Genomic DNA, 23418 nt, shown 5'->3' with positions numbered 1-23418 from the left:
GAAAGTTAATTTACAAGCTTTGCAATCTATCCATTGTATTTTATTTAATTATACTAACCTATAGACCTTTGGTTAATTTATTTTAAGTAGACCTAAGCAGAATTAAAGGTGACTTATTAAAAATTTGAAATAAATTTATTCTTCTTCTATTTCTTCCTCTTCCTCTCCTTCAACTTCGGTATATAGTTTGCCTATAGCTCCCTCTCTAGCATGTGTCTTCATGTGATATATTAAATCTTCTATGGAAAAGAAATACAAAGAGTTCTCGGGCACAATATTTGAGTATTCTGTATAGCTTGGGCACACCCTACTAATGTCTATGCATAAAGGGCAAAGAAACATTGATGAGACGATGTCATAGCACGTCTCAACTTCAATTCCCTCCGAAAGCTTTATTCTTCTTCTTATCCATTTTGGTTCCCAACTATAGCTCATAACACAATCACTACTAGGTGGTTATTGGTGCGGGGGGTGGGATTTGAACCCACGCAGGCCTACGCCATCGGGTCCTCAGCCCGACCCCTTTGACCTGGCTCGGGCACCCCCGCACCAATGACGATAGCCAACAATATTATTTTGTGTACAGACATTAAAAATATTTTTCTTTATTATTCTTTATAATGCAATTGAATTATGTGAACAAAGCCTTTATAATGCTATCAGTCTCTTTAACATTCTTTACAGATATCACAAACACTATTGGTCTTCCTGTAGGTGGGTTTTCGCTACATCTGACCTTTCCAAAATCGTCTACAAATGCAAAGCGGCATTTTGTTGCAGGAGGTGGAGACGATATTATGAAAACCTGTTCATCGCCTGCACTTATGATTGTAAAGCAGTTTTTGTCTGTACACATAAGTGATGATGTCATACTTACAGCAGTCATTCTAGAATGTAGCATTAGTATCATATCTTCAAATGATTCAAGTTCTATTGTTGATATTCTTGCCAATATCTTTACACCAGTACAATTTTTACAATAGAATTTTATTTAGAACATTTATTAATTTTATTAGACATAACAGTTTAGAAATGCTTCTCATGAACGTGGATAATCTCTCCAAGTACAATCCTATCACTGATTAACCTTTGTATTTTGACTGTGACTCTGTGTCCTACTAAAGCTCCACTTCCTCTTACTATTATTACAGGTCCATGTCTTATGGGATATGCAATAAGAAAGCCTGCTTTTTTTGGATGTTTAAGAGCTACAATGGCCTTGACGACTCTGCCAACAATTTTTTCGTTTTGCTCCTTGTTAAACTCCCTAACCTTGTTGTACAAAAGTTTTTTCACAAGATCATTTATAGCTGGTTCAGGTTTTGGTGCTAGTTCAAATGCTGTATAGGGTAATGGCGAGAATCTATACAATACTATTCTTTCCACATCAATATTCCTTAGAATGTCAATTGCTTTAATTGTTTTAAGAACATCTTCATCTTTTTCAAATGGAAGGCCATGCATTATGTAGACGTAGGGTCTAAGGCCACTTTTCTTCAGTTTCTCAATGGCCTTGATGCTTTCTAGACATGTTGATGGTCTTCCAACTTTTTTTAGAAGATCATCACTACAACTCTCCAATCCTATATAGATCGGAGTATCCTTCAAGTATCTCCCTAAAATGTTTGAAACATCATCATTCACTAGACATGGTTTAACATTTTCAATCATCACAATAGACTTCTCCTCTGCTACAGCTCTAATCTTAGATAATCTACTTAAGAGCTCCTCTATTTTGTGTACATTTGGTGGTGGGTTGCAAGGATCAGTCAATGGCTCGTCTACAAGCTCGTCTCTCCCAAAATCGAGAAAATCAGGAGCGCTTAACACTATTCTACTCACACCTATTTTTGCTAATCTTTCAATTTCCTCAACAATGGTAAACAAATCACGTGATCGTGCAGGTCCATGGATTACTGGCACACTGCAATATCCACAACCTGGGGGGATGTTTACAGGGCAATTTATTCTAGAACTCAATGAACCTCTATAGCACATATCGCATCTGATGCAATATCTGCCATCAAATGTTTGTATAGGTCTTCTAAAATTACTACAACCCCTCACAACCTCAACGTATATTCTCGATGCCCAGAAAAATGGGAAATTTTTAAGATCGTCTATCTCAGGTATCACATTCAATAATTTTTTGGGGGTCCATTCACCTATGCCACCATCTATAGTCTCCTTATTCACCTTTACAGCCAATCCCTTTATTGTTGTCTTCGATTTTGATAAATCGTAGTATGCCTCAGTAAAACTCTTATACTTGGAGAAAAGCTTTTGCAACGTGATCTCCGACTCTCCCTTGAGCGCAAGTGAAAAGTCTAGAGAGGTTAGTATTGATTGGCTTAAGGTACCAGGACCCCCCAAGATAATGATGCCGTTGCTGGTTTCTCTCCATACATCAATAAGCTTTTTAACAGCTTTGAAATCGCTCACCATAAATGATATTGCTATGGCATCGAAATTCTCCAGAATCTCTTTGTTATCTAGAATGGTTTCATAGGCGTACAAACTTGCCTTAAGACCATGCATTTTAAGAATTGAAGTTATTAGTCGGGGGCCAACACCTATTACATCAAGTGTTGAAACTCTTCTACCTTCTCGTCTAGCATTAGCATCAACTACGATCACGCTCTCCATGTCATCTTTACCTTAGCATCCGCACGATCTTTAGAAGGGCAGCAGTAGCTTCTGCTATGGCATTAGGCGAAAAAGATTCATTCATTTCGCTAATTCTTGAAACATGCCCCATAGAAATATCCTCTTTACTAAATGGAGTTTCTCCTGCTTGGACAATTATAGCTACAGCCTCAGATTCTGTGGCTATAATTTGCTCTATATCTGGAGCTTCTCTATGGCTTTGAATTATGAATATCAGTTTATCAAGAGACAGAATATCTCTTAATTCCCTTAGCTGCGATAATATGAAAAGGGACTTTCCATACTTATAGGCTAGTTTAAATACTTCTGGAAGGCCACTTTGTGCAGCCAAACCTGTTGGTCTAACAACTACAAAACCTGTTACGAAATTAAAGGAATACGCGACTTTTGCTAAATCGACTAGTCTATAGGGGCTTGATGGTGCATAAGCAACTAAGTACAATTTTTGCATAGGCTAATCACGTAAACTACATTAATATTTTTTCCATTAAAAATTTTGCTATGGCGTATGATAGTGGTGGTGGCACGGATTCTCCAACTTGATTAAATTGCTGATCTCTTCCTCCAAAAAATACATGATCATCAGGATATCCCATGAGTCTGGCCTGCTCACGGACTGTTAAAAGCCTATTCTCGAATGGGTGTATAAATCTTGATGATCCTAACACCGTTGGTGCAACTTCGTATGGATTCAGTTTAATGAGATTTGGAAGAAGTTTTGAGGAGCCATAATAATAATACGCTGCTTTACCATGTTTCACTCTTGATATTCTCTTCAATTTCTTCTCTGAGACTGGCACAAATTCGTGATTTGGAATAGTTGACTCCTGAGGCGAAGGAAGATTTTTTAAAGCTTCAGCAACTACAACAACTTTATTTGTTGGCCTGGGATTTATTGGCACGTTTGATATGAACACTCTTTTTCTTTTGCTCGGGTTACCAAATTTCTCAGCATTTAAAACATTAAAGTATATCTGGTTATATCCAATAGACTTGAATTCGTTTATTAAACTCTTTTTTATGGGCTCCTCTAGAATTGCAGGAACGTTTTCCATGATAAATATTCGAGGCTTTAGTTCTCCGATAATGCGAATAAACTCTAATGTTAGTTTACCCATGGGATCCTTGTAAAGTCTGTCAATAGGGTTAATCTCTCTTTTTGGATTAGCTCCTGTAAAAGGTTCGCAAGGCGGACTCCCAATAACAACATCATAGTTATGACCAGTGTAGTAAATTATATCGGAGCCTGTAACATCCTTTATATCTTCTACTAGTACAATAGTATTTGAGAAGTTTGTTTTGAATGTTTTTCCACATGATGGATCATTATCAATAGCAAGAGCTATATTAAAACCAGCTTCTTTAAAGCCTCTTGAAAAGCCTCCTGCTCCACAGAATAAATCTATGACAGTAGGTTTCATTATTTTAATCAGCCAGTGCTACTATCATATTTTTTGAGTTTCTCAATAATACCGTTTAAGTACGATACTATCGATTTGTTATCGAATTCTATTAGATCTGAGCCACACTGTATACATTGAAAGTTATTTTCAAACGCTTCTTCAAACGTATATACCGATTGATCATTTGGACATATGTAGAATGTGTTACTCATTTCAAAGTTTAATCTTTCTTGCAAAACCCTAATAACTTCTTTAAGTCTTCTTACAAAAGAGGTTCTAAGCATTGAGTGGTTCGAGTACCACCTATAGTTATACCAATGGCTTTCACCGCGTTGACTACGAATATATGCAACAAATCCGTCCTGGCTCATCTCATATAATAGTCTTCTTACATCATTAATTCTAATGCTTGTTTCTTGTGCGAGTTCTTCAATTGTTTTTCCATTGGGGGAGTTCAAGAGTATTTCTAGAATTTTTCTGCCATTTGCTCCATACATCTGTTCCACAATTTTAAGCATGTCACTATCGTTCAAATGGTTTCACCATCTTACCTCTCGCACTAGGCACAATATAGTATTTTGCGTCGGGGAAACATAAGCTCATTTCGCGTCCTTGCCACAATCTGTCTAGGAATATTGCTAGCGCAGAAACTTCAGAGTGGGGCTGGTTACCTATAGCAATATTGTAATCGGCCAACTCATAAAATATTCTATCTACTTTCTCAGCACCAATGATTACCAGTATCTTTTCGCATTTTTCCATAACATCTTTAATCACAGTATCCACAGGAAGTCCATACATAGTCAGGTGCACAACACATGATTTCTCCATTTTGAATTGTTTTATAATCTCAAATGGATTAACACCATCTATAACCTTAAAGTAGGATCCACCCCATCGACTAATAACCTTGGTAATAGACTGCCTGATGGTTTCATCAGTGGTATCAGCAAGGTATAACCCTCTAGCACCAAAGGCTCTAGCAACAAGTGCAACGTGTGTTGTAACTCTATGGTCTCTATGCGGTCTATGGCCAAGTCTTAATACATATACGTGTTTTTCAAGGCTTTCAGCTGATATGCAGCTTGACATATAGACTCCTTTAATGCATCAATATTTAGATTCTTTAAAGCGGATATAGGCACTATTTTCAGGACATTCACGTTTTTGCTAAGAAGGTACTCACTCACAGAATTAGCTATATCACTAATATCTCTTTTGTTTTCCGAATTCGAATTTAATAGATCGATCTTATTTAGTGCAACAATAATTGGCTTTCCCTCAAAACCTATGTTTTGGAGGATGCTAAGGGCTGTATCAATCTCATTATATATGAGATGAGGATCTTTACTGGCATCTATGACAAATAGTAGAATGTCAGCTGCTTTTATTTCTTCAAGAACAACCTTGAAAGCTTCAATGATTTCTATGGGCAGTTTTTTTATAAATCCAATTGTATCTACGAGGACTATTTTTCTGATTTCATCACTACAAATATTTAATGCATATGTTTTTGGTGTTAACGTTGTAAACATTTCATCTCCTGTAGGTTTGTTTAAATTGGTCAAAGCATTGAAGAGGGATGTTTTGCCAGCATTAGTATAGCCAATTAATGCTATGTGTATCCAACCAGAGCGTCTTCTTCTTTCTCTTTCATTTCTTTTCTTGCTTCTTATTTCAATTAATTCTTTTCTTATCCTAGCTAATCTCCTTCTTATATGTTCATATTGGATGTCTATAGCATATCTACCTCCCCCTAAGAAGCCAGGTAACTCACCCATTTTGCTTCTTCTTATCCATTCTCTAACTAGTGGTAGTTCGTGACTCAGTCTAGCCATTTCGATCTGAAGCAATGCTTCTTTTGAGCCAGCATGCATCTGAAATATTCTGAGCAGTAACATTACTTGATCTATTACATCAACGTTTAATTCTTTCATTAAACAAGTTACTTGCCTAGGTTTTAGACGATCATAAATACAAACCCTTTTTACATTATTATTCTCTATTTCATATTTTAGCTTTAGGATCTTACCATATGAGAGATAGCAGCTGGTATCTGTTTTTGAGATTTTGACAACGCTTTTTGGTTCAAAACCAGCTTCTCTAACGATAGCTGTAATTTCATCTAAGTATTGTATATCATCCTTTTTAATGATCAAGATTGTGGCTTCTCTCACTGATTTAATTATCAATCCCCATAATCATTCTCTTATATTTACAATCTCTCCCAGTGTAACCTCCTTCGATACACCTTTGCTTTCCTTAATCTCCTCTTCAACAACTGGCACAAGAAGTCTTATGTTCAAGATTTCCTCAAGTCTTTTTGCTAAGTCGAACGATGGTCGAAGTTTTCCACTTTCTATCCTTTTAATGATATTCTCGCCAACTTTCGCCTTGACTGCTAGAACACTTTGGCTCCACCCTAGTGATTCACGAGCTCTTCTGATTCTCTCAGCAAAATCTTCAACAAGTTCGTAACGTTCATATGCAATGGTATTTCTCTTCTTAGATTCCTTCACAGCTTTAGAGTTTTGCAAACTCCTTAATTGTGTTGTACCTCGGGTTTGAGAAACAGGCACAGGTTCTTTGGCTGGGTTTTGATCTGTTTTTCTCTTACTTAGCTTATTAAAGCAATTATTGCATACAGTAAGAATTACATTATCCACTAAGACCTTGTGACCCTCCCCACCAGTTATTGGGCTTCCACATAGCTCGCAATAAACCACACTTTTTTGGTTTTTCAGTCTAAACTCACCTTCTATATAAATTATTTAGGAAAAATGTTTTTAGCTTTAGATCAACTTATTATTAATATTTAGTAGATGCTGTAGAGGCGAAACAATTAATGGAGTATGAAAATGCTGTTGATAAATTCAAGGACGAGGTTGAAATAAATATAGATTTATTGGATCCTTCTGCAATAAGGGAACTATTACTAAAGTATAAGGAGGAAATAGAGTATTACAAGTCTCAGTTAGAGAAGCTTACAGCACCACCACTTGTGGAGGCTACATTAATAGATGTTTTACCAGATGGAAGAGCTATTGTGAGGAGCTCCTCAGGTCCTATTCTAATAGTTAATATTCTAGAGTCTGTTGATAGATCGAAGTTGAGACCCGGTGCTTCTGTAGCATTGAATCAAAGAGGCTCAGCTATCGTAGAAGTTCTGCCAAAGGTTGAAGATCCTACTGTGAGGGTATTCGAAATTATTGAAAAACCAAACGTCACGTATACTGATATTGGGGGTTTAGAGGAGCAAATCGCAGAGTTGAGAGAGGTTGTAGAACTTCCTCTAAAGAATCCTCTAATATTTAAGGCAATGGGCATTGAACCCCCGAAAGGCGTCTTACTTCATGGGCCCCCCGGCTGTGGAAAAACGTTGCTAGCGAAAGCTGTTGCTCATGAGAGTAATGCAACATTTATTCGTATTATAGCCTCAGAACTTGCTCAAAAGTTCATTGGCGAAGGTGCTAGACTTGTTAAAGAAATCTTTACATTGGCGAGGAGAAAAGCGCCATCGATAATACTAATAGATGAAATTGATGCCATAGCAGCCAAAAGACTCGATGTTGGGACAAGTGGGGAACGAGAGATACATAGAACTTTAACTCAACTGCTAGCAGAAATAGATGGATTTGATCCTCTAGATAATGTTAAGATCATTGCAACAACAAATAGAATAGATATATTAGATCCGGCAATTCTACGACCTGGAAGATTTGATAAAATAATTGAGATACCATTACCAGATACCAAAGGCCGTTATGAAATATTCAAGATTCATACAAGGAAAATGCCACTAGCCATTGATGTAGATTTAGTTGAATTAGCCAAGCTTACAGAAGGCGCTACAGGGGCAGAAATAAAAGCTATATGTACTGAGGCAGCTCTTCGTGCTATAAGAGAGGACAGGATCATTGTAGAGAGGAAAGACTTTCTCTATGCGATAAATAAGGTTTTGAAGAAGAGGTTTAGGCCGTATGCAGCTTCTTCCCAATTAACAGTACAGTCACTGAGAGATAGCGATATAACAGAGTACCACTTATAAACTAAGCTATGTCAAAATGTGGATAGATAATGATTAACACCATTAACATACCTCAGTACTGTAGAAAGCCTGGAATAAGTGAAGTTAATTTATTGACTTATCTAATAGTATACTTCTATGGAAGTGCAGCAAGAAAAGTTGTTGAAGATATTGATCATTGTGAACTAGCTTTTTGCTACTCTAGAAAAACAGGCAGATTAAGGTCAATACTATATAAAAATGAGTTGTTTGCATCTATTAGAGCATCTGATTTTAGGCTAATACCTCACATCCCCCTAGCAACTTTATTATACAAATCATTGCCATTTCCAAGACATCGGGTTGTTATAGTTAATGAAATTGTGCCAGATGTTCTTGAGTCTCACACTGTTTTTTCAAAGCATGTTATATATGGTGATGAAAGTATAAAACCCTTTGATGAGGTTTTGATAGTAGATGAAGAAGATAATTTAGTTGGATTAGGAAGAGCTATAATTAGCTATGAAGCAATGATAACTAGTCTAAGAGGACCTGCAGTTCAAGTACGTGAGAAGGTGAAAATTGGTGGAAATGAGAAGAAGATATAAATTAAATGTCCTTGTAGATGTGAATACCATAATAAGGGATAGGATGGCATTAGTTACGGGATTTCAAGGTTTTGGAGCGGTTGGCTACTTAACAACAAGGTATTTAGTGTCAAAATTGGAAATGACCCTAATTGGCTACATAGAACCTCCATATACGCCAGATTTTACGTCTGTAGAGGAATATGGTTTAAGCATGCCTCACGAAATTTTCTTTAAAGATCTTGGAAATTTAGGAATTGTTGTATTACTTAATAGAGTAAACCCAGACAGAAGGCATTTAACGTCATTTGTTAGCGCGTTTGAAACACTAATAGAAAAATTGAAAATAAATGAGGTATATCTTGTAGGAGGCTTAGACATACGTTTTCGCGAGGGGGACGAGGAGATTAGATGGCTAAAGACTAAGGCATGCAATACAAAGTTGGATAAACCATATTTTGTAAAAGGAGCATATATAGTGGGTCCAGTAGCAGCCTTGCTGCTCATGCTAGAAAATAGGAATGTGCCAGCTATTGCTATATTCCCGTATACCGAACCTGAAAGCGTTGACCATAGAGCAGCAGCTGTAGCTGTCAAAGCCTTGAACTCTTTACTAGGCCTATCAGTTGATGTTCAAGAACTTATAAAATATGCTGAAAAAATTGAGGAGCTGGAGAAAAATGTACAAGAGATGCTGTCAGGAATGGAAAAAAGAGAAAGCGTTATGCACACATAGGATTATTAACATGTAAAAACAATTTTCTTAACTTCAACTCTTATGTTAGAATTTTTAATAATTCTAGCAATTCTCTCATACAGCTTCTCTTGCCAACCTTCTTTACATGTGATAATCCATGTCTCTTTCACATTACTTGATTTCACCAAGATCTCAAAGATTAGATATGCTAAATCAGAAATTACAATACCTGTTGGAATTGATCCTAACTCAAAATGCGAATATGGATAGACAGAATGTAGCTCTATAGGTATAACCCCTATAATTGGATAGTACAGGTATAGCTTTAGGGTTTGAGGATCTGCATTCATTTCTTTCGAAACATGGGTCAGCAGGTTTTCTATTTTACTATCTTCTGTAAGTGAATATGGTAGAAAAACCAAAATATTTTCTTTACCCTCATTTTTCATTAGAATGGATCTCCTCCTCGAATTTATTATCTTTGGGTTATAGATAGAGTATTCAGATAAGATGAAGACAGCACGAGCATTAGGTCTTGACCGAGGAGAATGCCTATAGATATACTCTAGATATTTTAACATTGCTATAAAAATTCTCTTGGCTGCTGGATGGCTATTTGCCTTGTATTCGAGATATTCCCATAGCCTATTCTCCTTAATGGCCTGTTTTACCTCGTTAATTTCTTCTCTAATCACGTATAAATTGTGTAGAGACAGAAGTCTTATTCTTTCTCTTTTTGGAAGCTCCAATAAATCTTTCGGTGAATATTTTGAGCATATTGGGCATTGACATACGCTATAGTCAATGTTTTTCAATTTATATGTTCCCCTCCGTGTAATATATCTATCATCTTTAGCGTAAAGTATGTAGCTTGCAGAATCGAATAGATCTACACCAAGAGCGACAGCAAAGGGTATTATTAGCGGGTGTCCAGCACCAAACAAATGAAGTGGGGTAGCGAACGGTATTTCAGATCTAACAGTATATATCATTTCCGCTATTTTATCAAACATGTACTGCTCTAGTAACGTTGTTGGACTACCTAATGCAAATATGCTGAACCCATCATAAAATACATCTACAGACTTTTTAGCGTGTTCGTGGAGTATATCTAGGTGTACACCACCCTGAATCGGCAATGTCCACAATGTTTCCCTACATAGAGGATCAGAAATAATGTTAATTGCTTCTTGAGCTCTCTTCAAAGTTTCATTCGCACTATTAAAAGCCTCATCTCTGCTTGCATCAAACCTAGTTGGGATATCGAGAATCACCCCTATATCACTTTTAATAGCACATTGGTACTCAATAATTTCTCTATTACCTACCTCAATATTGCCATATCTGAGAATTTGATATGCTCCCGAATCTGTCATCACAATGCCATCGAAATTCAAGTGCTTATGAACATCAATTGGCGAAGGAGAAAACTTTTTTAACAGATAAGCATTTGTGATTATGCCGCGAAACCCAATTTCCATTAACTCAGACGGTTTGACATATTGTTCTTGAAGGGAAGGGTCAACTACTGGGAATAGATAAGGGGTTTCAATGACCCCAGATCTAGTCTTCAATCTTCCTATTCTTCCAGCAAGATCCTGTTCTCTAATTTCAAAACAATTTTGTTCAGCCCTTCTTTCTACTCTCTATATATTCGTTATAGATTTCATAGATTTTTTGTGCTAGACTACCAGAACCCTCAACACCTGACTCGCTAACCTTTATTCTATCATAAATTATGATAGAATTTGTATCTGATAAAACCTTTACAACATCAGGTCGCAGCCCAAGACGCGAGATAATTATTGAAGCAAACTCCTCAGCATTAAACATGGGCTGTTCTTGAATAATTATTTCCGAGATTCTTGATCCATTGACTATAACCCTATAGTATTTTCCACCATCACTACTTTCAGCATTACCTAATACAATGTGAAGAGAATTCTGATCAAATGAAACAAGTTTGCCTATGTAGGTCTTTCCATCAACAAGTCTGACCATAATCTTTTTATCTATGGCCTTAGAGAGCTCTCCAATAATGCTTCTACTGCTGTAGCTCAATAACTATCACCACTAGTCTATGTGCATTATATTAAAATATGAAAATAAAAGCTTTAATATTTGCAATCTAAAGACATTCTCTTAAAGAAACATCAGCTTTTAATTACAAAATATAAACTTAGGCTTATTAACAAGTAACTTATTATAGTGATTTGAATAGGTAATGTATTATGAGCCTAGCATTAACATGCAACATAGAAAGTGTTACTGACTCTCGTATACCAGAGATTAAAATAATGGAAATGCTATGCGACAATAACATTAGAATTAAAATGGATATACACAGAAGATTAAACCTGTTTAAGCCTAGCGAAAAAGTCACTTTTACCATTTCAAAGAATCTTCCACAATACAATGAAGGCAAAGATTTTGTGGCCCACGGCTATATAGTTGCGAAGAGAAATGAAAATGGAAATACAGTCATGTATATAAGTCTTTGGGGATTTTTAGTGCTAATCACATTCTCTGATAAAGAGGTGGCAAAAAGCTTCAATGTTATGGACAAAGTCTATATAAAAATATCTCATTAGGTTTTATAAATTGAAGTTAGGAACAATATTTGCAATCTAAAGCTCGATAGACTTCTATATACCTGCCAAAGTCTGACAAGAACCGTAGCCACATGCATTGTACAGAGATTTTTCCTAAGCGAAGTATGTAGCTTGGGTTATAGATTTAGCGAGATCTATAGGTAATAGATGAAAGGTATTTTTGAAAAACACCTTATTTATGTGTTTATATAATTTGGGGGCTTTTATTGGATGTGGAACTGAGTCGTAAAAATCTTGTGATTTACTTTGAAAAATATGATAAGGAGGTACTACGCATAGGACTCTATCCTAACACAAATATCTATGGTCTTGTTGTAACATTAAAATTTGTTAACAGGGGTGAGGTTGTCGAACAAGGGCATGTAAAAAGCACTGGAATTAAACTGCTGGAATCGCTGGTTAATAGAGTTATAGAGTATGATAAGCGATATATATTGTTAAGCTGTTTGGATTCGGCTAAGGTTTCTACCCATGTACTGATATTATCTAGCGAAAAAGAGGATGTTGGCAGAGAAGCTGAGGTAATGTGCTCCATAGTCGAAAATTTATCTAACAACAGTATATATTGTAGTATTGAAAATCCTAGTAATGCAATAAAGATTTTGAAGGAATGCATAGATGGGCATTTGCATGAAAATCCATTCAAATGGCTATTAAACACCTTCCTAAAGAAATTTAGCTCAAATAACATGGAAAACGATCTTCCACTTGAACATCCACTATCTTTTGAATGGGGCTATCCTAGTATAGAGCCTAGTAAATATGAATACCTGTCAAAGATATTTGAAGATGGTATAATAAAACTTGGCCTAGTCTATTCAACAAATATAGTAGCAAAATTGAAAACAGATCATATAGCAAAACATATAATAATTGTTGGGGCAACTGGAAGCGGAAAATCAACAACAGCATCAATTATTGCGCGTGAAGCTGCTAGGAACGGCTATCTAGTCTTTGTTATTGATTGGCACGGCGAATACTCCTCACTACTAAATAATTTCACAGGTATTGAATATTCTAATCCAGTTGAAGGAACAATACCCACGTTTCTCAATTTGAGGAGCATCATGGAATATGAACCTTTAGCATTTATAGAGATACTCGAAAATGCTCTCGAATTAACACCACCACAAGTTCACATACTGGAAGAGGCTATGAAGACTCTATTGAATAGAAAATCGATGAACATGTATGATATTGATTTGCTGGTAGACATTATACAAAACACTTCAGTTTCAGCTAGATGGGTTGCTGAATCTAGGGAGGCTCTAATTAGAAAACTAAAGGTTTTATCAAGCGACTATCTAAATATAAAGTGGAGGAACCTAAAGGAGGTAGGCATCGGAAAAGGTAAAATAACCATATTTGATTTATCGCAAATACCTAGTACTAGGGTAAAGAAAATCTTAGCATCGATATCAATAAAAACAGCATCGCTAAAAGCTCAATACAATGAGATTGAAAAACCATTGCTAATGATAGTTGACGAGGCTCATAACATATTTACTAAAGACAATCCTATATCGAATCTCATTGCTGAGGTTAGAAAATGGGAAATGGGATTTGTTGTTGTTACACAATCACCATCATTATTATCATCAGTTGTGTTAAGAAACACAAACACGAGGATAATTCATACAATGAAATCTTCAATGGACATAAAAGTTTTATTGGGTTTGTCTATTCTAAAAAAAGAATACAAAAAGATAATCCCTTCACTACAACCCGGTGAAGCGCTTGTTTTAGTACCTGAGCTTCCAGAACCTATTTTGGTAAAAATCGGTTTGTTATCTGATTAGTTTACTTCTCCTCTTCTTTCTTCTCTCCTTCTCCCTTCTTCTCCTCTTCTTTTCTCCTAGCAGCGGCTATAACATCATCTATTCTGAGTATTAGTGTAGCAGCTTCTGTACCAGCTTTTAGAGCTGATATTTTTACGAGCAGAGGTTCAATAACACCTAGCGACCTAGCATCAACGAGCTTTCCTGTGAAGACATCAACACCTATCCACTTGCCATCAGCTTTCATGTGCTCGGCTCTCAACCTCATTAACATGTCAACAGGGTCTAGACCAGCGTTTGTTATAAGAGTCTCTACTACGCCTTCCAATGCTCTTGCAAACGCCTCTACAGCTAGACCCTCCTTACCACCTACCTTATTGGCATAGTCTCTGACATATTTAGCTAATTCTATTTCAAATGCGCCTGCTCCATAAACCACCTTTGGAACTCTATATACATCTGCAACTGCGCTTAAAGCATCTCTAACGCTTCTCTCTGCCTCGTCAACCAATCTTTCTAGGCCTGCTCTAAGAACTATTGAAACTGCTCTTGGGTTCTTACAGTTTTCAACAAATACCATTTTGTCTTCGCCAACCTTTCTCTCTTCTACAACAGCACATACTCCAAGATCCTTTTCTGTCAAGTCCTCGATATTGCTTACAATTCTTCCGCCAGTTGCCCTCTCCAGTTTCTCCATGTCACTTCTCTTAACCCTTCTAACAGCCATAATACCCTTCTTAGCCAGATAATGCTGAGCAACATCATCAATACCCTTCTGACAAATAACAACATTAGCACCAACAGCAGAAATCTTCTCAACCATATCTCTTAGAATATTCTCTTTTTCTTCTAAGAATTTCCTCATTTGCAGTGGATCGCTAATTCTTATTTCCGCATCAATTTCTGGTTTTTCTATCTCTAGTGGTGCATCAAGCAAAGCAATCTTAGCATTCTCAACCCTCCTAGGCATAGCAGGGTGGACAACCTCCTTATCCAAAACAACACCATAAACAAGCATACTGTCTATTAGTCCAGCACCTTTCTTCTTTATTATTTGAATATTGTCTAAATCAACATACCATCTATCTGCTCTCTTTTCAGCAACTTGCTTAACAGCTTTTACAACAAGATCTGCGATATGCTCTCTAGCACCGTGTACTGCTTTGCTAGTCAATGCAGATAGTGCTACTTTTCTTAGAATCTCGTCAGCATCAGCAGATTCTACGTTGACGGACTCGGCAATGTTTTGTGCGATTTGTATGGCATAGTCCAAGGCCCTTTTGTAGCCAGACACTATTGTGGTTGGATGCAATCCCTTGTCTAGTAACTCCTCAGCCCTTCTCAATAACTCTCCTGCGAATATCACGGCCGTTTTAGTACCATCACCAGCTTCTTCATCTTGTCCCTTAGCTATTTGGACAAGCATTTTAGCTGCAGGGTGTTGAACATCCATTTTGTCTAGTATTGTTGCTCCATCATTTGTTATGGTTACATCACCTAGTGCATCTACAAGCATCTTATCCATGCCCTTAGGTCCATAGGTTGTCTTTAGCATTTCAGATATTGTTAGAGCAGCCATCATGTTAGCTCTTAGAGCATCTTTTCCAGCACTACGCGAAGTTCCTTCCTTTAATATAATGACTGGTATTCCAGTAGGTTCGTATACAGGTTGGGCTGTCGCCATGAATCACACCTCTATGAGAGCTATGGTTAGTGTATAAAAGAGGTTCTATATAAGCTTTTATGCTGTCATCTCACAGATCTGAAGCCAAGAAAACATCAAAGTCTGGAAACCATGAGTTTCATGAATACTAAGACTTAAAAGATTGTGTAAAATCTGTTATCACTAGCCAGAAGAAAGTCTCAAAGGTATCCTTAATGGGAAAGGTTAGAATCAGCGTAATTAAGAGAACAGCTCGTAAACTACTTCAACAGTACAGCAACGAATTTGGAGAGGATTTCCAACACAATAAAGAGGTAGTAAAGAAATTGGTTAACACCTCTTCTAAAAAGCTTAGGAACCAAATTGCAGGCTATATAACACACCTGATAAAGGTGGAAAAACGCAGGCAAGAACAAGCCCAAGAATCTCCTTCATAAAAGTAATTGTAAAGTGTCTTTAAGGGTGAATTCGAGATAACAAAATTAGTTTTTGTTGGCCATATAAAGAATATGGTGGGGGCTTCAACAGTAGAATTTAAACTCAATGATAAAGTGGAATTGAGGAAATTCTTTCAATTAGTATTAGATGCGTATCCTAATTTAAATAGACTTTTAAATCCTGAAGGACATGTTAATGAAGGAGAGTTTCTTGTTCTGATTAATGGAATTGATATTAGAGTCTTTGGTGATCCATATAAAGATGTTGAAGTTGAGGACTCTGATGAAATTGTTTTCATTCCCATAACCCATGGGGGGTAGGTGCTGCAACAAATTGTACTTTGCGATACTGCATGAGAATCCGTGTGACGGCTTATGTGAAATATTGAAGAAATACTTTGATGAGAAAAGTTTCGAATGTATCTCAATTAAAAATTGTTGCTTCCCCATAGAAAGTATTATAATAGCGTTTGCAAAGGCTATGAAGGCGTTTGAGCACGAAGAGAATATTGCAAAAAGACAGGATATAGAGACTCTTATCAGACTTGTGGGGAATAGGCAAATAAAAACAGTGATAAAGCTGTTAAATGAAAATTTATGTAAAAACCAAGCCCACTACGTAACGCTAGTACATGTAAATGTTAAAACATTGGAGAGCACAGTTATAATGAAAATGAGAGAAGATGTGTTGCGCAAAATTGAGGCATTAGGATGCATTGCTGCTCACCCTATTGTTGCGGAGAATGCAAAGAATGAAACTCTTACCGAGAAATGCTGTTCTATAACAAGTTATCTGTTTAACTACTGGAGTAATAACAATATCTGCAACGAGTTAATGTTGCTAGGAGTTTCCGGCACTTCAGATGTTTTTATATTATAGGTTTGAATTGATGCGGTTGAGACAAATGTTAGAGAAATGCTTTTATATACTCACTATCCTATGAATGCTTGAGGTGTTTGCGTCATGATGTTCGAAGAGGAATGGGAAGAAGAAGAGGAAGAATGGTGGGAAGAAGAGGAAGAGTGGGAAGAGGAAGAGTGGTAGTAGATTAGAATAGTTAAAAACGTAAGTGCATAAAACAATGAAATTTAACAAAATAATTGTATTTTTTAAAAAGGTGAAATACAGTGAAGAGAATTGCTACAATAGATTATGAATTGTGTCAGCCAAATAAGTGTGGTATTCCCTGTATACGCTTTTGCCCTATCAATAAAACGAGGCCATATAAAGCAATTGAGCTTAGTCCCGAAAAACAAGGAAAGCCTATAATATATGAGGACAAGTGCATAGCTTGCGGGATTTGTGTTAGGAAATGTCCATTCAAAGCTATACACATAGTTAATCTACCAACTGAAATAGAGGAAAGAATAGTTCATAGATATGGCACAAACGCGTTTAGTTTATACGGTCTACCACTACCTGTAGAGAATGAAATTGTAGGTGTGTTAGGACCTAATGGCGCTGGTAAAACAACCGCAATGAGAATTTTATCTGGTTTTCTAATCCCGAATTTTGGAATATTAAATGGAGAGCCTTCGAAGGACCGTGTTTTAGAGAAGTTCAAGGGTACGCAATTCTATGACTATTTCAGCAAGTTGTATGGTGGAAAGATCAAGGTGGTGCACAAGGTTCAGTATGTCGAGGCTATCCAGTCCTATGTGAGGCACGGTACAGTATATGAATTGTTGCGAAAATTCGATGAAAGAGGAATATTAAAGGATGTTGTAGATCATCTAAGGCTAGGAAATATGTTATCAAAAGAAGTGAAAACGCTTAGCGGTGGTGAGTTACAGAAATTTGCGGTTGCAATAGCTCTTGAGAGGGATGCTAATGCGTATATATTTGATGAACCAACGGCTTTTCTAGATATTAGGGAGCGAATAAATCTGCTTAGGGCTTTAACAGAGTTAAAACCAAAGGGCTCCTACATCTTTGTTGTCGATCATGATATTATGTTCTTAGATTATGTTGCAGATCTCATAGTGATTGTGTATGGAATTCCTGCTGTTTTTGGATATTTCTCAAAGACTTATCCTGCAAAGGCTGGCATAGATTATTATTTAAAGGGTTTTCTCCCGGCTGAGAACATGAGGATTAGAGATGAGCAAATAACGTTTAGACTACATGACACAAGAGAGGATATTTCAATAATTGATGAAAGCGATATAATCTTCTGGAGCCACTTATACAAAAAACTAGGAAGTTTCGAGCTTTCTGTCGAAGAGGGCAAAGTTAAGAAAGGAGAGGTTATAGGGATAATAGGCCCTAATGCAATAGGAAAAACAACTTTCATTAGAATCTTAGCCGGCGAATTGGAGCCTGACAAAGGTTACGTCACATCACCAGCTCTTAAGATCAGCTACAAGCCCCAATACCTTAGCAGAAAGGAAAGCAATTGTGTAATAGTTGAGGAGTGTCTGAAAGAGATTAATAAAAATGCACTTGAAGAAGGCAACTGGCTATATATCGAGGTGATTAAAAGAATTGGTGTGGATAGAATACTGAAGAAAGAGATTGAGAGCTTAAGTGGTGGTGAGTTACAGAAATTCTACATAGCAAGAACACTGATAAGTGAAGCTGATGTTTATTTACTAGACGAACCCTCCTCGCATATAGATGTTGAGGATCAGCTATCAGTTGCAAGGGCAATTAAAAGAGTTGCAAGGATTAGAAAGGCGCCGGTGTTTGTAATAGACCACAATATTCTTTTGATAGACTACGCCGTTGATAGATTGATGGTTTTTACAGGGGAGCCTGGGGTCAGAGGCTCGGGTATGGCACCATCGGCTGTTTCAAGAGCTTTTAACACATTCTTAAAGGAAGTTGGTATAACTGTTAGAAGGGATCCGGAAACAGGTAGACCCAGAATTAATAAGCCTGGTAGTTACCTAGATAGAGAGCAGAAAGCTCTTGGGCAATATTTCTACACAACATAATTTTATGGTGCAATGCGGTTATTTTAATTATCACATAGTTCACTGTTTTCACTCAAATATAAAAAACATGTTAAACAAGTTTATATTTGAGTAAAACCATATTTATCTGGAACCATGAGTTATGGTGGGCATAAGTTGAGTGAAAAACAGAAAACAACGATATCGGTAATAAAGGCAGATATAGGATCGTTGGCAGGCCACCACGTGGTTCACCCTGATACAATGGCGGCAGCTGCAAAGGTTCTTGCCGAGGCAAAGAGCAAAGGCATATTAATTGATTACTACGTAACTCATGTAGGCGACGACCTAGAGTTGATAATGTCTCATAGAAAAGGTGTTGACGCTTCCGAGATCCATGAAACAGCATGGAACGCTTTTAAAGAAGCGGCAAAAGTGGCTAAAGAACTTGGGCTATATGCTGCAGGCCAAGACCTGTTAACAGATGCTTTCTCAGGCAATGTAAGAGGTTTGGGTCCTGCTGCAGCTGAGATGGAGTTTGTTGAGAGGCCTGCAGAACCCATAGTTATCTTCATGGCTGACAAGACAGAGCCAGGTGCATTCAACCTACCACTATTCAGAATATTTGCAGATCCATTTACAACAGCAGGTCTTGTAATAGATCCGAAACTTCATGATGGCTTCAAATTTGAAGTATACGATGTTATGGCTGGGAAATACGTTATAATGAATTCTCCTGAAGAAATGTATGATTTACTAGCATTGATAGGCACCCCAGGGAGATTTGTTGTTAGAAGAGTCTATAGAAAATCAGATAATGAGATTGCAGCTGTTGTAGCTGTTGAGAGACTAAACCTGATTGCCGGACAATATGTAGGAAAAGATGATCCAGTTGCGATTGTAAGAGCCCAGTCAGGCTTCCCAGCAGTTGGCGAGGTTCTAGAGCCTTTCGCATTCCCACACCTAGTAGCTGGGTGGATGAGAGGAAGTCACTTCGGGCCGCTAATGCCAGTATCCCAAAGAAATGCTAGGTGCACAAGATTCGATGGACCACCAAGAGTAGTTGCACTAGGATTCCAGGTTAAGAACGGTCGTCTGATAGGCCCAGCCGATCTATTCGACGATCCTGCATTCGATGAGGCGAGGAGAACGGCACAAGTAATAGCAGATTATATGAGAAGACACGGACCATTCATGCCACACAGGCTAGGGCCAGAAGAAATGGAGTACACAACACTACCTGCTGTTCTGCAGAAGCTCCAGAACAGATTTGTAGAGTCGAAACTATACGAAGTCAAAGGACCAAAGGTCAAGACCGAGCTGCTCCACGAATAAAAACATAATAATGAATTACTTTTTTAATCTACCCCAATCGCTTTGGGTTCGCAATCAAATGGTGGAAACGCTTTGAGAACACCTGTACTAGCAATTAATTTTAAGGCATACAATACAGCTTTTGGCCAAAAGGCATTGGAGATTGCTAAAGCTGCAGAGAAAGCTGCAAAGGAATATGGTGTAGAGGTTATAGTTATTCCACCAGCCACAGAGCTTAGAAGAATTGCTTCAGAGGTTTCAATACCAGTCTTTGCGCAGCATGCAGATCCATACGAATTTGGTGCTTATACTGGGTGGTTGCCTGTAGCGGCTCTAAAAGAAATGAATGTTAAGGGCGTTCTCATCAATCACAGCGAGCATAGAATTAGACTAGACGAGATTGTGGCCATCGTTGAGGCTGCAAGGAAACATGGTCTTGAAACTCTTGTCTGTGCTGACACACCAATTGCAGCGGCTGCTGTTGCAGCAATAAAGCCTGTGGCGTTAGCTGTTGAGCCGCCAGAATTGATAGGGACAGGAATAGCTGTTTCGAAGGCAAAGCCAGAGGTTATAACAAACACTGTGCAGAGGGTTCGCGAAGTAAACAAGGATGTTATTATCCTTACTGGTGCAGGTATATCAACTGCAGAGGATGTTGAAGCTGCGATTAAACTTGGAACAGCAGGCGTATTGGTAGCCTCTGCAATAATGAAGGCTCCAAATCCTGAAAAAGTAATAAATGATATGGTTGCGGCTGCCGCAAAAACTTTTAAAAAATAACTTTTTCTAAATATTGTTATGGGGTTACCGACGTCTTATTTAGCTAGAATCAGCTCAGATATATCTAAACTGATAGAGGATATTAGAGAGTCTGTTGTAACAATAATAACTGAGATACCGCATCTCTTTACCTTGTTTGGTTATAGACCATTCACAGGCTTTGGGTCAGGATTTGCCATAGAGCCTGGATACATTATTACAAATGCGCATGTTGTTAGAAATGCTTCAAGCGTTAATGTGCTATACCATGATGGGTCATCAGAAGAGGCCACAGTATTAGCAGTGGACCCCCAAAGAGACCTAGCATTGCTAAGAGTGCATAGAAGTGTTAAACCAATTGAACTGGGGGACTCAGATACTGTTAAGGTTGGCGAGCTTGTACTAGCAATAGGTTCTCCACTTGGCCTCCCAGGGCCATCAGTAACTCTGGGGGTTGTTAGTGCTACTGGAAGAACAATTGTTGGCGAGGACATAATACTAGAGGATCTTATACAAACTGATGCAGCAATAAATCCTGGCAACAGTGGAGGGCCTTTGATAAATGTTGAGGGACAAGCTATAGGTGTGACAACAGCTATAATACCATATGCCCAGGGAATAGGATTCGCAATCCCCATAAACTCTGTAAGGAGGTTTCTAGAGATGCTTAGAAGGTTTGGAAGGCCTGTCAGAGTTTGGATAGGAGTCTATGTAGCGCCACTAAATCCGACAACAGCATCGGTTCTATCACTACCAGTTCCAGAAGGTGTTGTGGTTGTACGTGTAGTCCCCGGGTCACCTGCTTATAGAGCAAGAATAAGAGAAGGTGATGTAATAGTGAAAGCAAATGGGAAAAATGTAAAGAGTGTAAAGGATCTTAGGGTTGCGATAGAAGAGAGTATCGGCAAAGGCTATGTAGAATTGGAGTTGTATAGAGGAAGATCAGCAATCAAGTTGGAGGTGCCCATCATGATTGAAGAACTTTGAATAATGTATTAACTAGCTTTCCATCAATGTTACGGTGGATGTGTTTTCTAGAATAAAATTTATTGGTGAAAGCTTTTTATTAAAGATATGAAAAATCGTATCAATACATTTTATGTGCCAAAAGTCAATATTAAAATTTAATTAATGTAAGGGTGGGGAACAATATGGGCTCATATTTCATTCTTATCAAGGGCTTCATAAGAGGGTTTGGATTAAAGGGGCTTCTATATGAAAAAATGCGTATAAAAAAGTTGCATGGCTTTATAGAGGATATAGATTCAGATGAGATCCTTGTATGCGTTGAGAATGCTGATCGTATGGATATCAATGAAATTATTGATGAAATAAAAAATGAAATGCCATATGTTATTATAAATAGTATTGATGTTTTTTCCATTGATTCGTGTAGCCCTCGGCATGAAGATATTGATATTATTGAAAAAGACTATGAATGACAAAGTTATTTAATCACGTCTATAAGTCGAGTCAAATAATTTGTTACATATTGTTCGCCCAAATCTAGATTTGCTTTGTTGTCGTTCATAGATATTGTTGTTGAGGGGCGGTCTTGATATATTATTCCAGTGCTAAGAGGCAATATAGTGGGTATAGTGAAGGGGGTCAAATTGCCTAGGATCAAACCTATAAATGATGCTATCACATTTTCGCATATTTCTTTAAAGAGTTTGGAAGATAGTATTAAGGCGGTTATTCATTCTATACTAGAGTCTATAGTAATAGTCATGGTTGGCAAAGATGCTTGTATTAATGGCCAGGCGAATTACGACTTTGATGGATCAGTAGCAACAGGCTTCTATGTGGATAGGGATATCATTTTATCAGCTTATCATGTTATTAAGAAATTTGGCAATAGAGATAATCTATGCATACTAACATTTGATGGCGATTTTTCGAAGGCTTCTATAGTTGCAGATGATGAAGATAATGACATTGTCTTCTTGGCTGTAGAAAAAAATGGTAGGCCACTAAATGTAAGAGATTCGATAGCGGATATAGGCTCCATTGTCTTATCAACAGGGTTTGCTTATGGGCTTCTCAGACATTTTATAACATATGGCTTTGTTAGTGGATTGGATGTTAAGGCATCAGTTGATGGCACTGAAATTGAGGGGCTAATGCTGTTGAATATGCCTATACTTCCTGGAATGAGTGGCGCACCTATAGTTGATATCTATGGAAAAGTTGCTGGCATGGTGATCTCAAGATCTATTCTATTCAACGAGCTTTCTTTAGCGACACCTTCTACGAGAATTTTAAGAGATCTGCTTATGTTCAAGAAATTTGGTAAGGTAGTTACCGTTAAACTTGGGCTAAAACTTTTGCAGTCAACTAGCTTGCTAAAGAATCTTAAAGCTGAGAATGGGGTAATAGTAGTTGATATCCTAAACAAAAAGCTAGTGGATATATGTCAAGTGAATATTGGCGATATTTTGATAGAGGCCAATAATGTAAAGATCAATTCTATAGAAGATCTTCGCAATATAGTGGCATCAGCTGTGATAAACAATTCAGCTATTTATCTACAATTCAAGTCTCCGAATAATGGATTCATAAAACAGTGTGTAATAGATGTCAACATGCTAATCACCTAA

At 37.5% G+C, this 23418-nt stretch carries 26 protein-coding genes and 1 tRNA gene; 14 read left to right on the top strand and 13 right to left on the bottom strand.

Features of this window, described 5'->3' with window-relative positions; translation table 11 throughout:
* Positions 1 to 135 precede the first annotated feature (135 nt).
* The 10 genes from QW284_01860 to QW284_01815 all read right to left on the bottom strand — a co-directional run bounded on the left by QW284_01860 (position 136) and on the right by QW284_01815 (position 6796).
* Positions 136 to 435 carry a hypothetical protein gene (locus tag QW284_01860; GenBank protein MEM0338420.1) on the bottom strand — a complete coding sequence of 100 codons (300 nt, stop codon included), beginning with the start codon at positions 433 to 435 and terminating at the stop codon, positions 136 to 138.
* 25 nt (positions 436 to 460) lie between these two features.
* Positions 461 to 548, bottom strand: a tRNA-Leu gene (locus QW284_01855).
* Positions 549 to 631: 83 nt separating this feature from the next.
* Entirely contained in the window at positions 632 to 952 is a 321-nt protein-coding gene (locus QW284_01850; GenBank protein ID MEM0338419.1) for a hypothetical protein, read from the bottom strand.
* Between the two features lie 74 nt (positions 953 to 1026).
* On the bottom strand, positions 1027 to 2646 hold the full coding sequence (locus tag QW284_01845) for a radical SAM protein (GenBank protein ID MEM0338418.1): 1620 nt from the start codon (positions 2644 to 2646) through the stop codon (positions 1027 to 1029).
* A 7-nt stretch (positions 2647 to 2653) separates the two neighbouring features.
* The gene (locus QW284_01840; GenBank protein MEM0338417.1) at positions 2654 to 3118 is read right to left on the bottom strand and encodes a RecB-family nuclease; all 465 of its coding nucleotides are present in this window, start codon (positions 3116 to 3118) and stop codon (positions 2654 to 2656) included.
* Positions 3119 to 3134: 16 nt separating this feature from the next.
* Positions 3135 to 4088, bottom strand: a complete 954-nt coding sequence (locus QW284_01835; protein ID MEM0338416.1) for a DNA cytosine methyltransferase — start codon at positions 4086 to 4088, stop codon at positions 3135 to 3137.
* Between the two features lie 8 nt (positions 4089 to 4096).
* A complete protein-coding gene (locus tag QW284_01830) occupies positions 4097 to 4603 on the bottom strand; it encodes a hypothetical protein (GenBank protein ID MEM0338415.1) in 507 nt (168 codons plus the stop codon).
* A complete protein-coding gene (locus tag QW284_01825; GenBank protein ID MEM0338414.1) occupies positions 4593 to 5162 on the bottom strand; it encodes a tRNA (cytidine(56)-2'-O)-methyltransferase in 570 nt (189 codons plus the stop codon). The genes QW284_01830 and QW284_01825 overlap by 11 nt, the downstream gene beginning before the upstream one ends.
* Positions 5111 to 6229, bottom strand: coding sequence for a GTPase HflX (hflX, locus tag QW284_01820; protein MEM0338413.1), 1119 nt, complete (start codon positions 6227 to 6229; stop codon positions 5111 to 5113). The genes QW284_01825 and hflX overlap by 52 nt, the downstream gene beginning before the upstream one ends.
* A gap of 42 nt (positions 6230 to 6271) precedes the next feature.
* Positions 6272 to 6796, bottom strand: a complete 525-nt coding sequence (locus QW284_01815) for a multiprotein bridging factor aMBF1 (protein ID MEM0338412.1) — start codon at positions 6794 to 6796, stop codon at positions 6272 to 6274.
* Between the two features lie 119 nt (positions 6797 to 6915).
* On the opposite strand from QW284_01815, the gene QW284_01810 reads away from it, so the two are divergent.
* The 3 genes from QW284_01810 to QW284_01800 are packed head-to-tail and all read left to right on the top strand — an operon-like array spanning position 6916 to position 9399.
* Positions 6916 to 8118, top strand: coding sequence for a proteasome-activating nucleotidase (locus QW284_01810; protein MEM0338411.1), 1203 nt, complete (start codon positions 6916 to 6918; stop codon positions 8116 to 8118).
* 29 nt (positions 8119 to 8147) lie between these two features.
* Positions 8148 to 8684: a PUA domain-containing protein gene (locus QW284_01805; GenBank protein ID MEM0338410.1), complete on the top strand. Its 537-nt coding sequence runs from the start codon at positions 8148 to 8150 to the stop codon at positions 8682 to 8684.
* Positions 8668 to 9399 carry a PAC2 family protein gene (locus QW284_01800; protein MEM0338409.1) on the top strand — a complete coding sequence of 244 codons (732 nt, stop codon included), beginning with the start codon at positions 8668 to 8670 and terminating at the stop codon, positions 9397 to 9399. Before QW284_01805 ends, QW284_01800 begins: the two co-directional genes overlap by 17 nt.
* Before the next feature lie 5 nt (positions 9400 to 9404).
* Here QW284_01800 and tgtA read toward each other — a convergent pair whose 3' ends face one another.
* Both tgtA and QW284_01790 read right to left on the bottom strand, forming a co-directional pair.
* Complete coding sequence (tgtA, locus tag QW284_01795) at positions 9405 to 10970, bottom strand: tRNA guanosine(15) transglycosylase TgtA (protein MEM0338408.1); 1566 nt, start codon at positions 10968 to 10970, stop codon at positions 9405 to 9407.
* Positions 10971 to 10986: 16 nt separating this feature from the next.
* Positions 10987 to 11421, bottom strand: a complete 435-nt coding sequence (locus QW284_01790) for an Lsm family RNA-binding protein (protein MEM0338407.1) — start codon at positions 11419 to 11421, stop codon at positions 10987 to 10989.
* Between the two features lie 170 nt (positions 11422 to 11591).
* On the opposite strand from QW284_01790, the gene QW284_01785 reads away from it, so the two are divergent.
* Entirely contained in the window at positions 11592 to 11951 is a 360-nt protein-coding gene (locus QW284_01785) for a DNA-directed RNA polymerase subunit G (GenBank protein MEM0338406.1), read from the top strand.
* A gap of 233 nt (positions 11952 to 12184) precedes the next feature.
* Positions 12185 to 13771: an ATP-binding protein gene (locus tag QW284_01780; protein MEM0338405.1), complete on the top strand. Its 1587-nt coding sequence runs from the start codon at positions 12185 to 12187 to the stop codon at positions 13769 to 13771.
* Between the two features lies 1 nt (position 13772).
* Here QW284_01780 and thsB read toward each other — a convergent pair whose 3' ends face one another.
* Positions 13773 to 15434 (bottom strand): thermosome subunit beta, encoded by a 1662-nt coding sequence (gene thsB, locus QW284_01775; protein ID MEM0338404.1) that lies wholly within the window; start codon positions 15432 to 15434, stop codon positions 13773 to 13775.
* A gap of 194 nt (positions 15435 to 15628) precedes the next feature.
* Between thsB and QW284_01770 the strand changes: the two genes are divergently transcribed.
* From QW284_01770 to QW284_01730, 9 genes are all read left to right on the top strand, one after another.
* The gene (locus tag QW284_01770) at positions 15629 to 15850 is read left to right on the top strand and encodes a 30S ribosomal protein S17e (protein MEM0338403.1); all 222 of its coding nucleotides are present in this window, start codon (positions 15629 to 15631) and stop codon (positions 15848 to 15850) included.
* Between the two features lie 72 nt (positions 15851 to 15922).
* Positions 15923 to 16171, top strand: coding sequence for a hypothetical protein (locus tag QW284_01765; GenBank protein MEM0338402.1), 249 nt, complete (start codon positions 15923 to 15925; stop codon positions 16169 to 16171).
* A gap of 13 nt (positions 16172 to 16184) precedes the next feature.
* Positions 16185 to 16730 (top strand): hypothetical protein, encoded by a 546-nt coding sequence (locus QW284_01760; GenBank protein ID MEM0338401.1) that lies wholly within the window; start codon positions 16185 to 16187, stop codon positions 16728 to 16730.
* A 248-nt stretch (positions 16731 to 16978) separates the two neighbouring features.
* Entirely contained in the window at positions 16979 to 18787 is a 1809-nt protein-coding gene (locus tag QW284_01755) for a ribosome biogenesis/translation initiation ATPase RLI (protein ID MEM0338400.1), read from the top strand.
* Between the two features lie 135 nt (positions 18788 to 18922).
* Positions 18923 to 20080, top strand: coding sequence for a fructose-1,6-bisphosphate aldolase/phosphatase (gene fbp, locus QW284_01750; GenBank protein MEM0338399.1), 1158 nt, complete (start codon positions 18923 to 18925; stop codon positions 20078 to 20080).
* A gap of 72 nt (positions 20081 to 20152) precedes the next feature.
* Positions 20153 to 20839 carry a triose-phosphate isomerase gene (gene tpiA, locus QW284_01745; protein MEM0338398.1) on the top strand — a complete coding sequence of 229 codons (687 nt, stop codon included), beginning with the start codon at positions 20153 to 20155 and terminating at the stop codon, positions 20837 to 20839.
* Between the two features lie 18 nt (positions 20840 to 20857).
* Positions 20858 to 21805 carry a trypsin-like peptidase domain-containing protein gene (locus QW284_01740; protein MEM0338397.1) on the top strand — a complete coding sequence of 316 codons (948 nt, stop codon included), beginning with the start codon at positions 20858 to 20860 and terminating at the stop codon, positions 21803 to 21805.
* A gap of 164 nt (positions 21806 to 21969) precedes the next feature.
* On the top strand, positions 21970 to 22260 hold the full coding sequence (locus tag QW284_01735) for an acylphosphatase (GenBank protein ID MEM0338396.1): 291 nt from the start codon (positions 21970 to 21972) through the stop codon (positions 22258 to 22260).
* A gap of 171 nt (positions 22261 to 22431) precedes the next feature.
* Complete coding sequence (locus QW284_01730; protein ID MEM0338395.1) at positions 22432 to 23418, top strand: serine protease; 987 nt, start codon at positions 22432 to 22434, stop codon at positions 23416 to 23418.

It is taken from the genome of Ignisphaera sp. (assembly GCA_038735125.1).
Lineage (GTDB): Archaea > Thermoproteota > Thermoprotei_A > Sulfolobales > Ignisphaeraceae > Ignisphaera.
This window is presented reverse-complemented; position numbering and strand designations above follow the sequence as displayed.

Bases quoted from the DNA above. Each gene is read 5' to 3' on its own strand.
- QW284_01860 (MEM0338420.1), bottom strand. From the start codon at position 435: ATGAGCTATAGTTGGGAACCAAAATGGATAAGAAGAAGAATAAAGCTT.
- QW284_01845 (MEM0338418.1), bottom strand. From the start codon at position 2,646: ATGGAGAGCGTGATCGTAGTTGATGCTAATGCTAGACGAGAAGGTAGA.
- QW284_01840 (MEM0338417.1), bottom strand. From the start codon at position 3,118: ATGCAAAAATTGTACTTAGTTGCTTATGCACCATCAAGCCCCTATAGA.
- QW284_01835 (MEM0338416.1), bottom strand. From the start codon at position 4,088: ATGAAACCTACTGTCATAGATTTATTCTGTGGAGCAGGAGGCTTTTCA.
- QW284_01825 (MEM0338414.1), bottom strand. From the start codon at position 5,162: ATGTCAAGCTGCATATCAGCTGAAAGCCTTGAAAAACACGTATATGTA.
- QW284_01810 (MEM0338411.1), top strand. From the start codon at position 6,916: ATGGAGTATGAAAATGCTGTTGATAAATTCAAGGACGAGGTTGAAATA.
- QW284_01805 (MEM0338410.1), top strand. From the start codon at position 8,148: ATGATTAACACCATTAACATACCTCAGTACTGTAGAAAGCCTGGAATA.
- QW284_01800 (MEM0338409.1), top strand. From the start codon at position 8,668: ATGAGAAGAAGATATAAATTAAATGTCCTTGTAGATGTGAATACCATA.
- QW284_01785 (MEM0338406.1), top strand. From the start codon at position 11,592: ATGAGCCTAGCATTAACATGCAACATAGAAAGTGTTACTGACTCTCGT.
- thsB (MEM0338404.1), bottom strand. From the start codon at position 15,434: ATGGCGACAGCCCAACCTGTATACGAACCTACTGGAATACCAGTCATT.
- QW284_01770 (MEM0338403.1), top strand. From the start codon at position 15,629: ATGGGAAAGGTTAGAATCAGCGTAATTAAGAGAACAGCTCGTAAACTA.
- QW284_01765 (MEM0338402.1), top strand. From the start codon at position 15,923: ATGGTGGGGGCTTCAACAGTAGAATTTAAACTCAATGATAAAGTGGAA.
- QW284_01740 (MEM0338397.1), top strand. From the start codon at position 20,858: ATGGGGTTACCGACGTCTTATTTAGCTAGAATCAGCTCAGATATATCT.
- QW284_01735 (MEM0338396.1), top strand. From the start codon at position 21,970: ATGGGCTCATATTTCATTCTTATCAAGGGCTTCATAAGAGGGTTTGGA.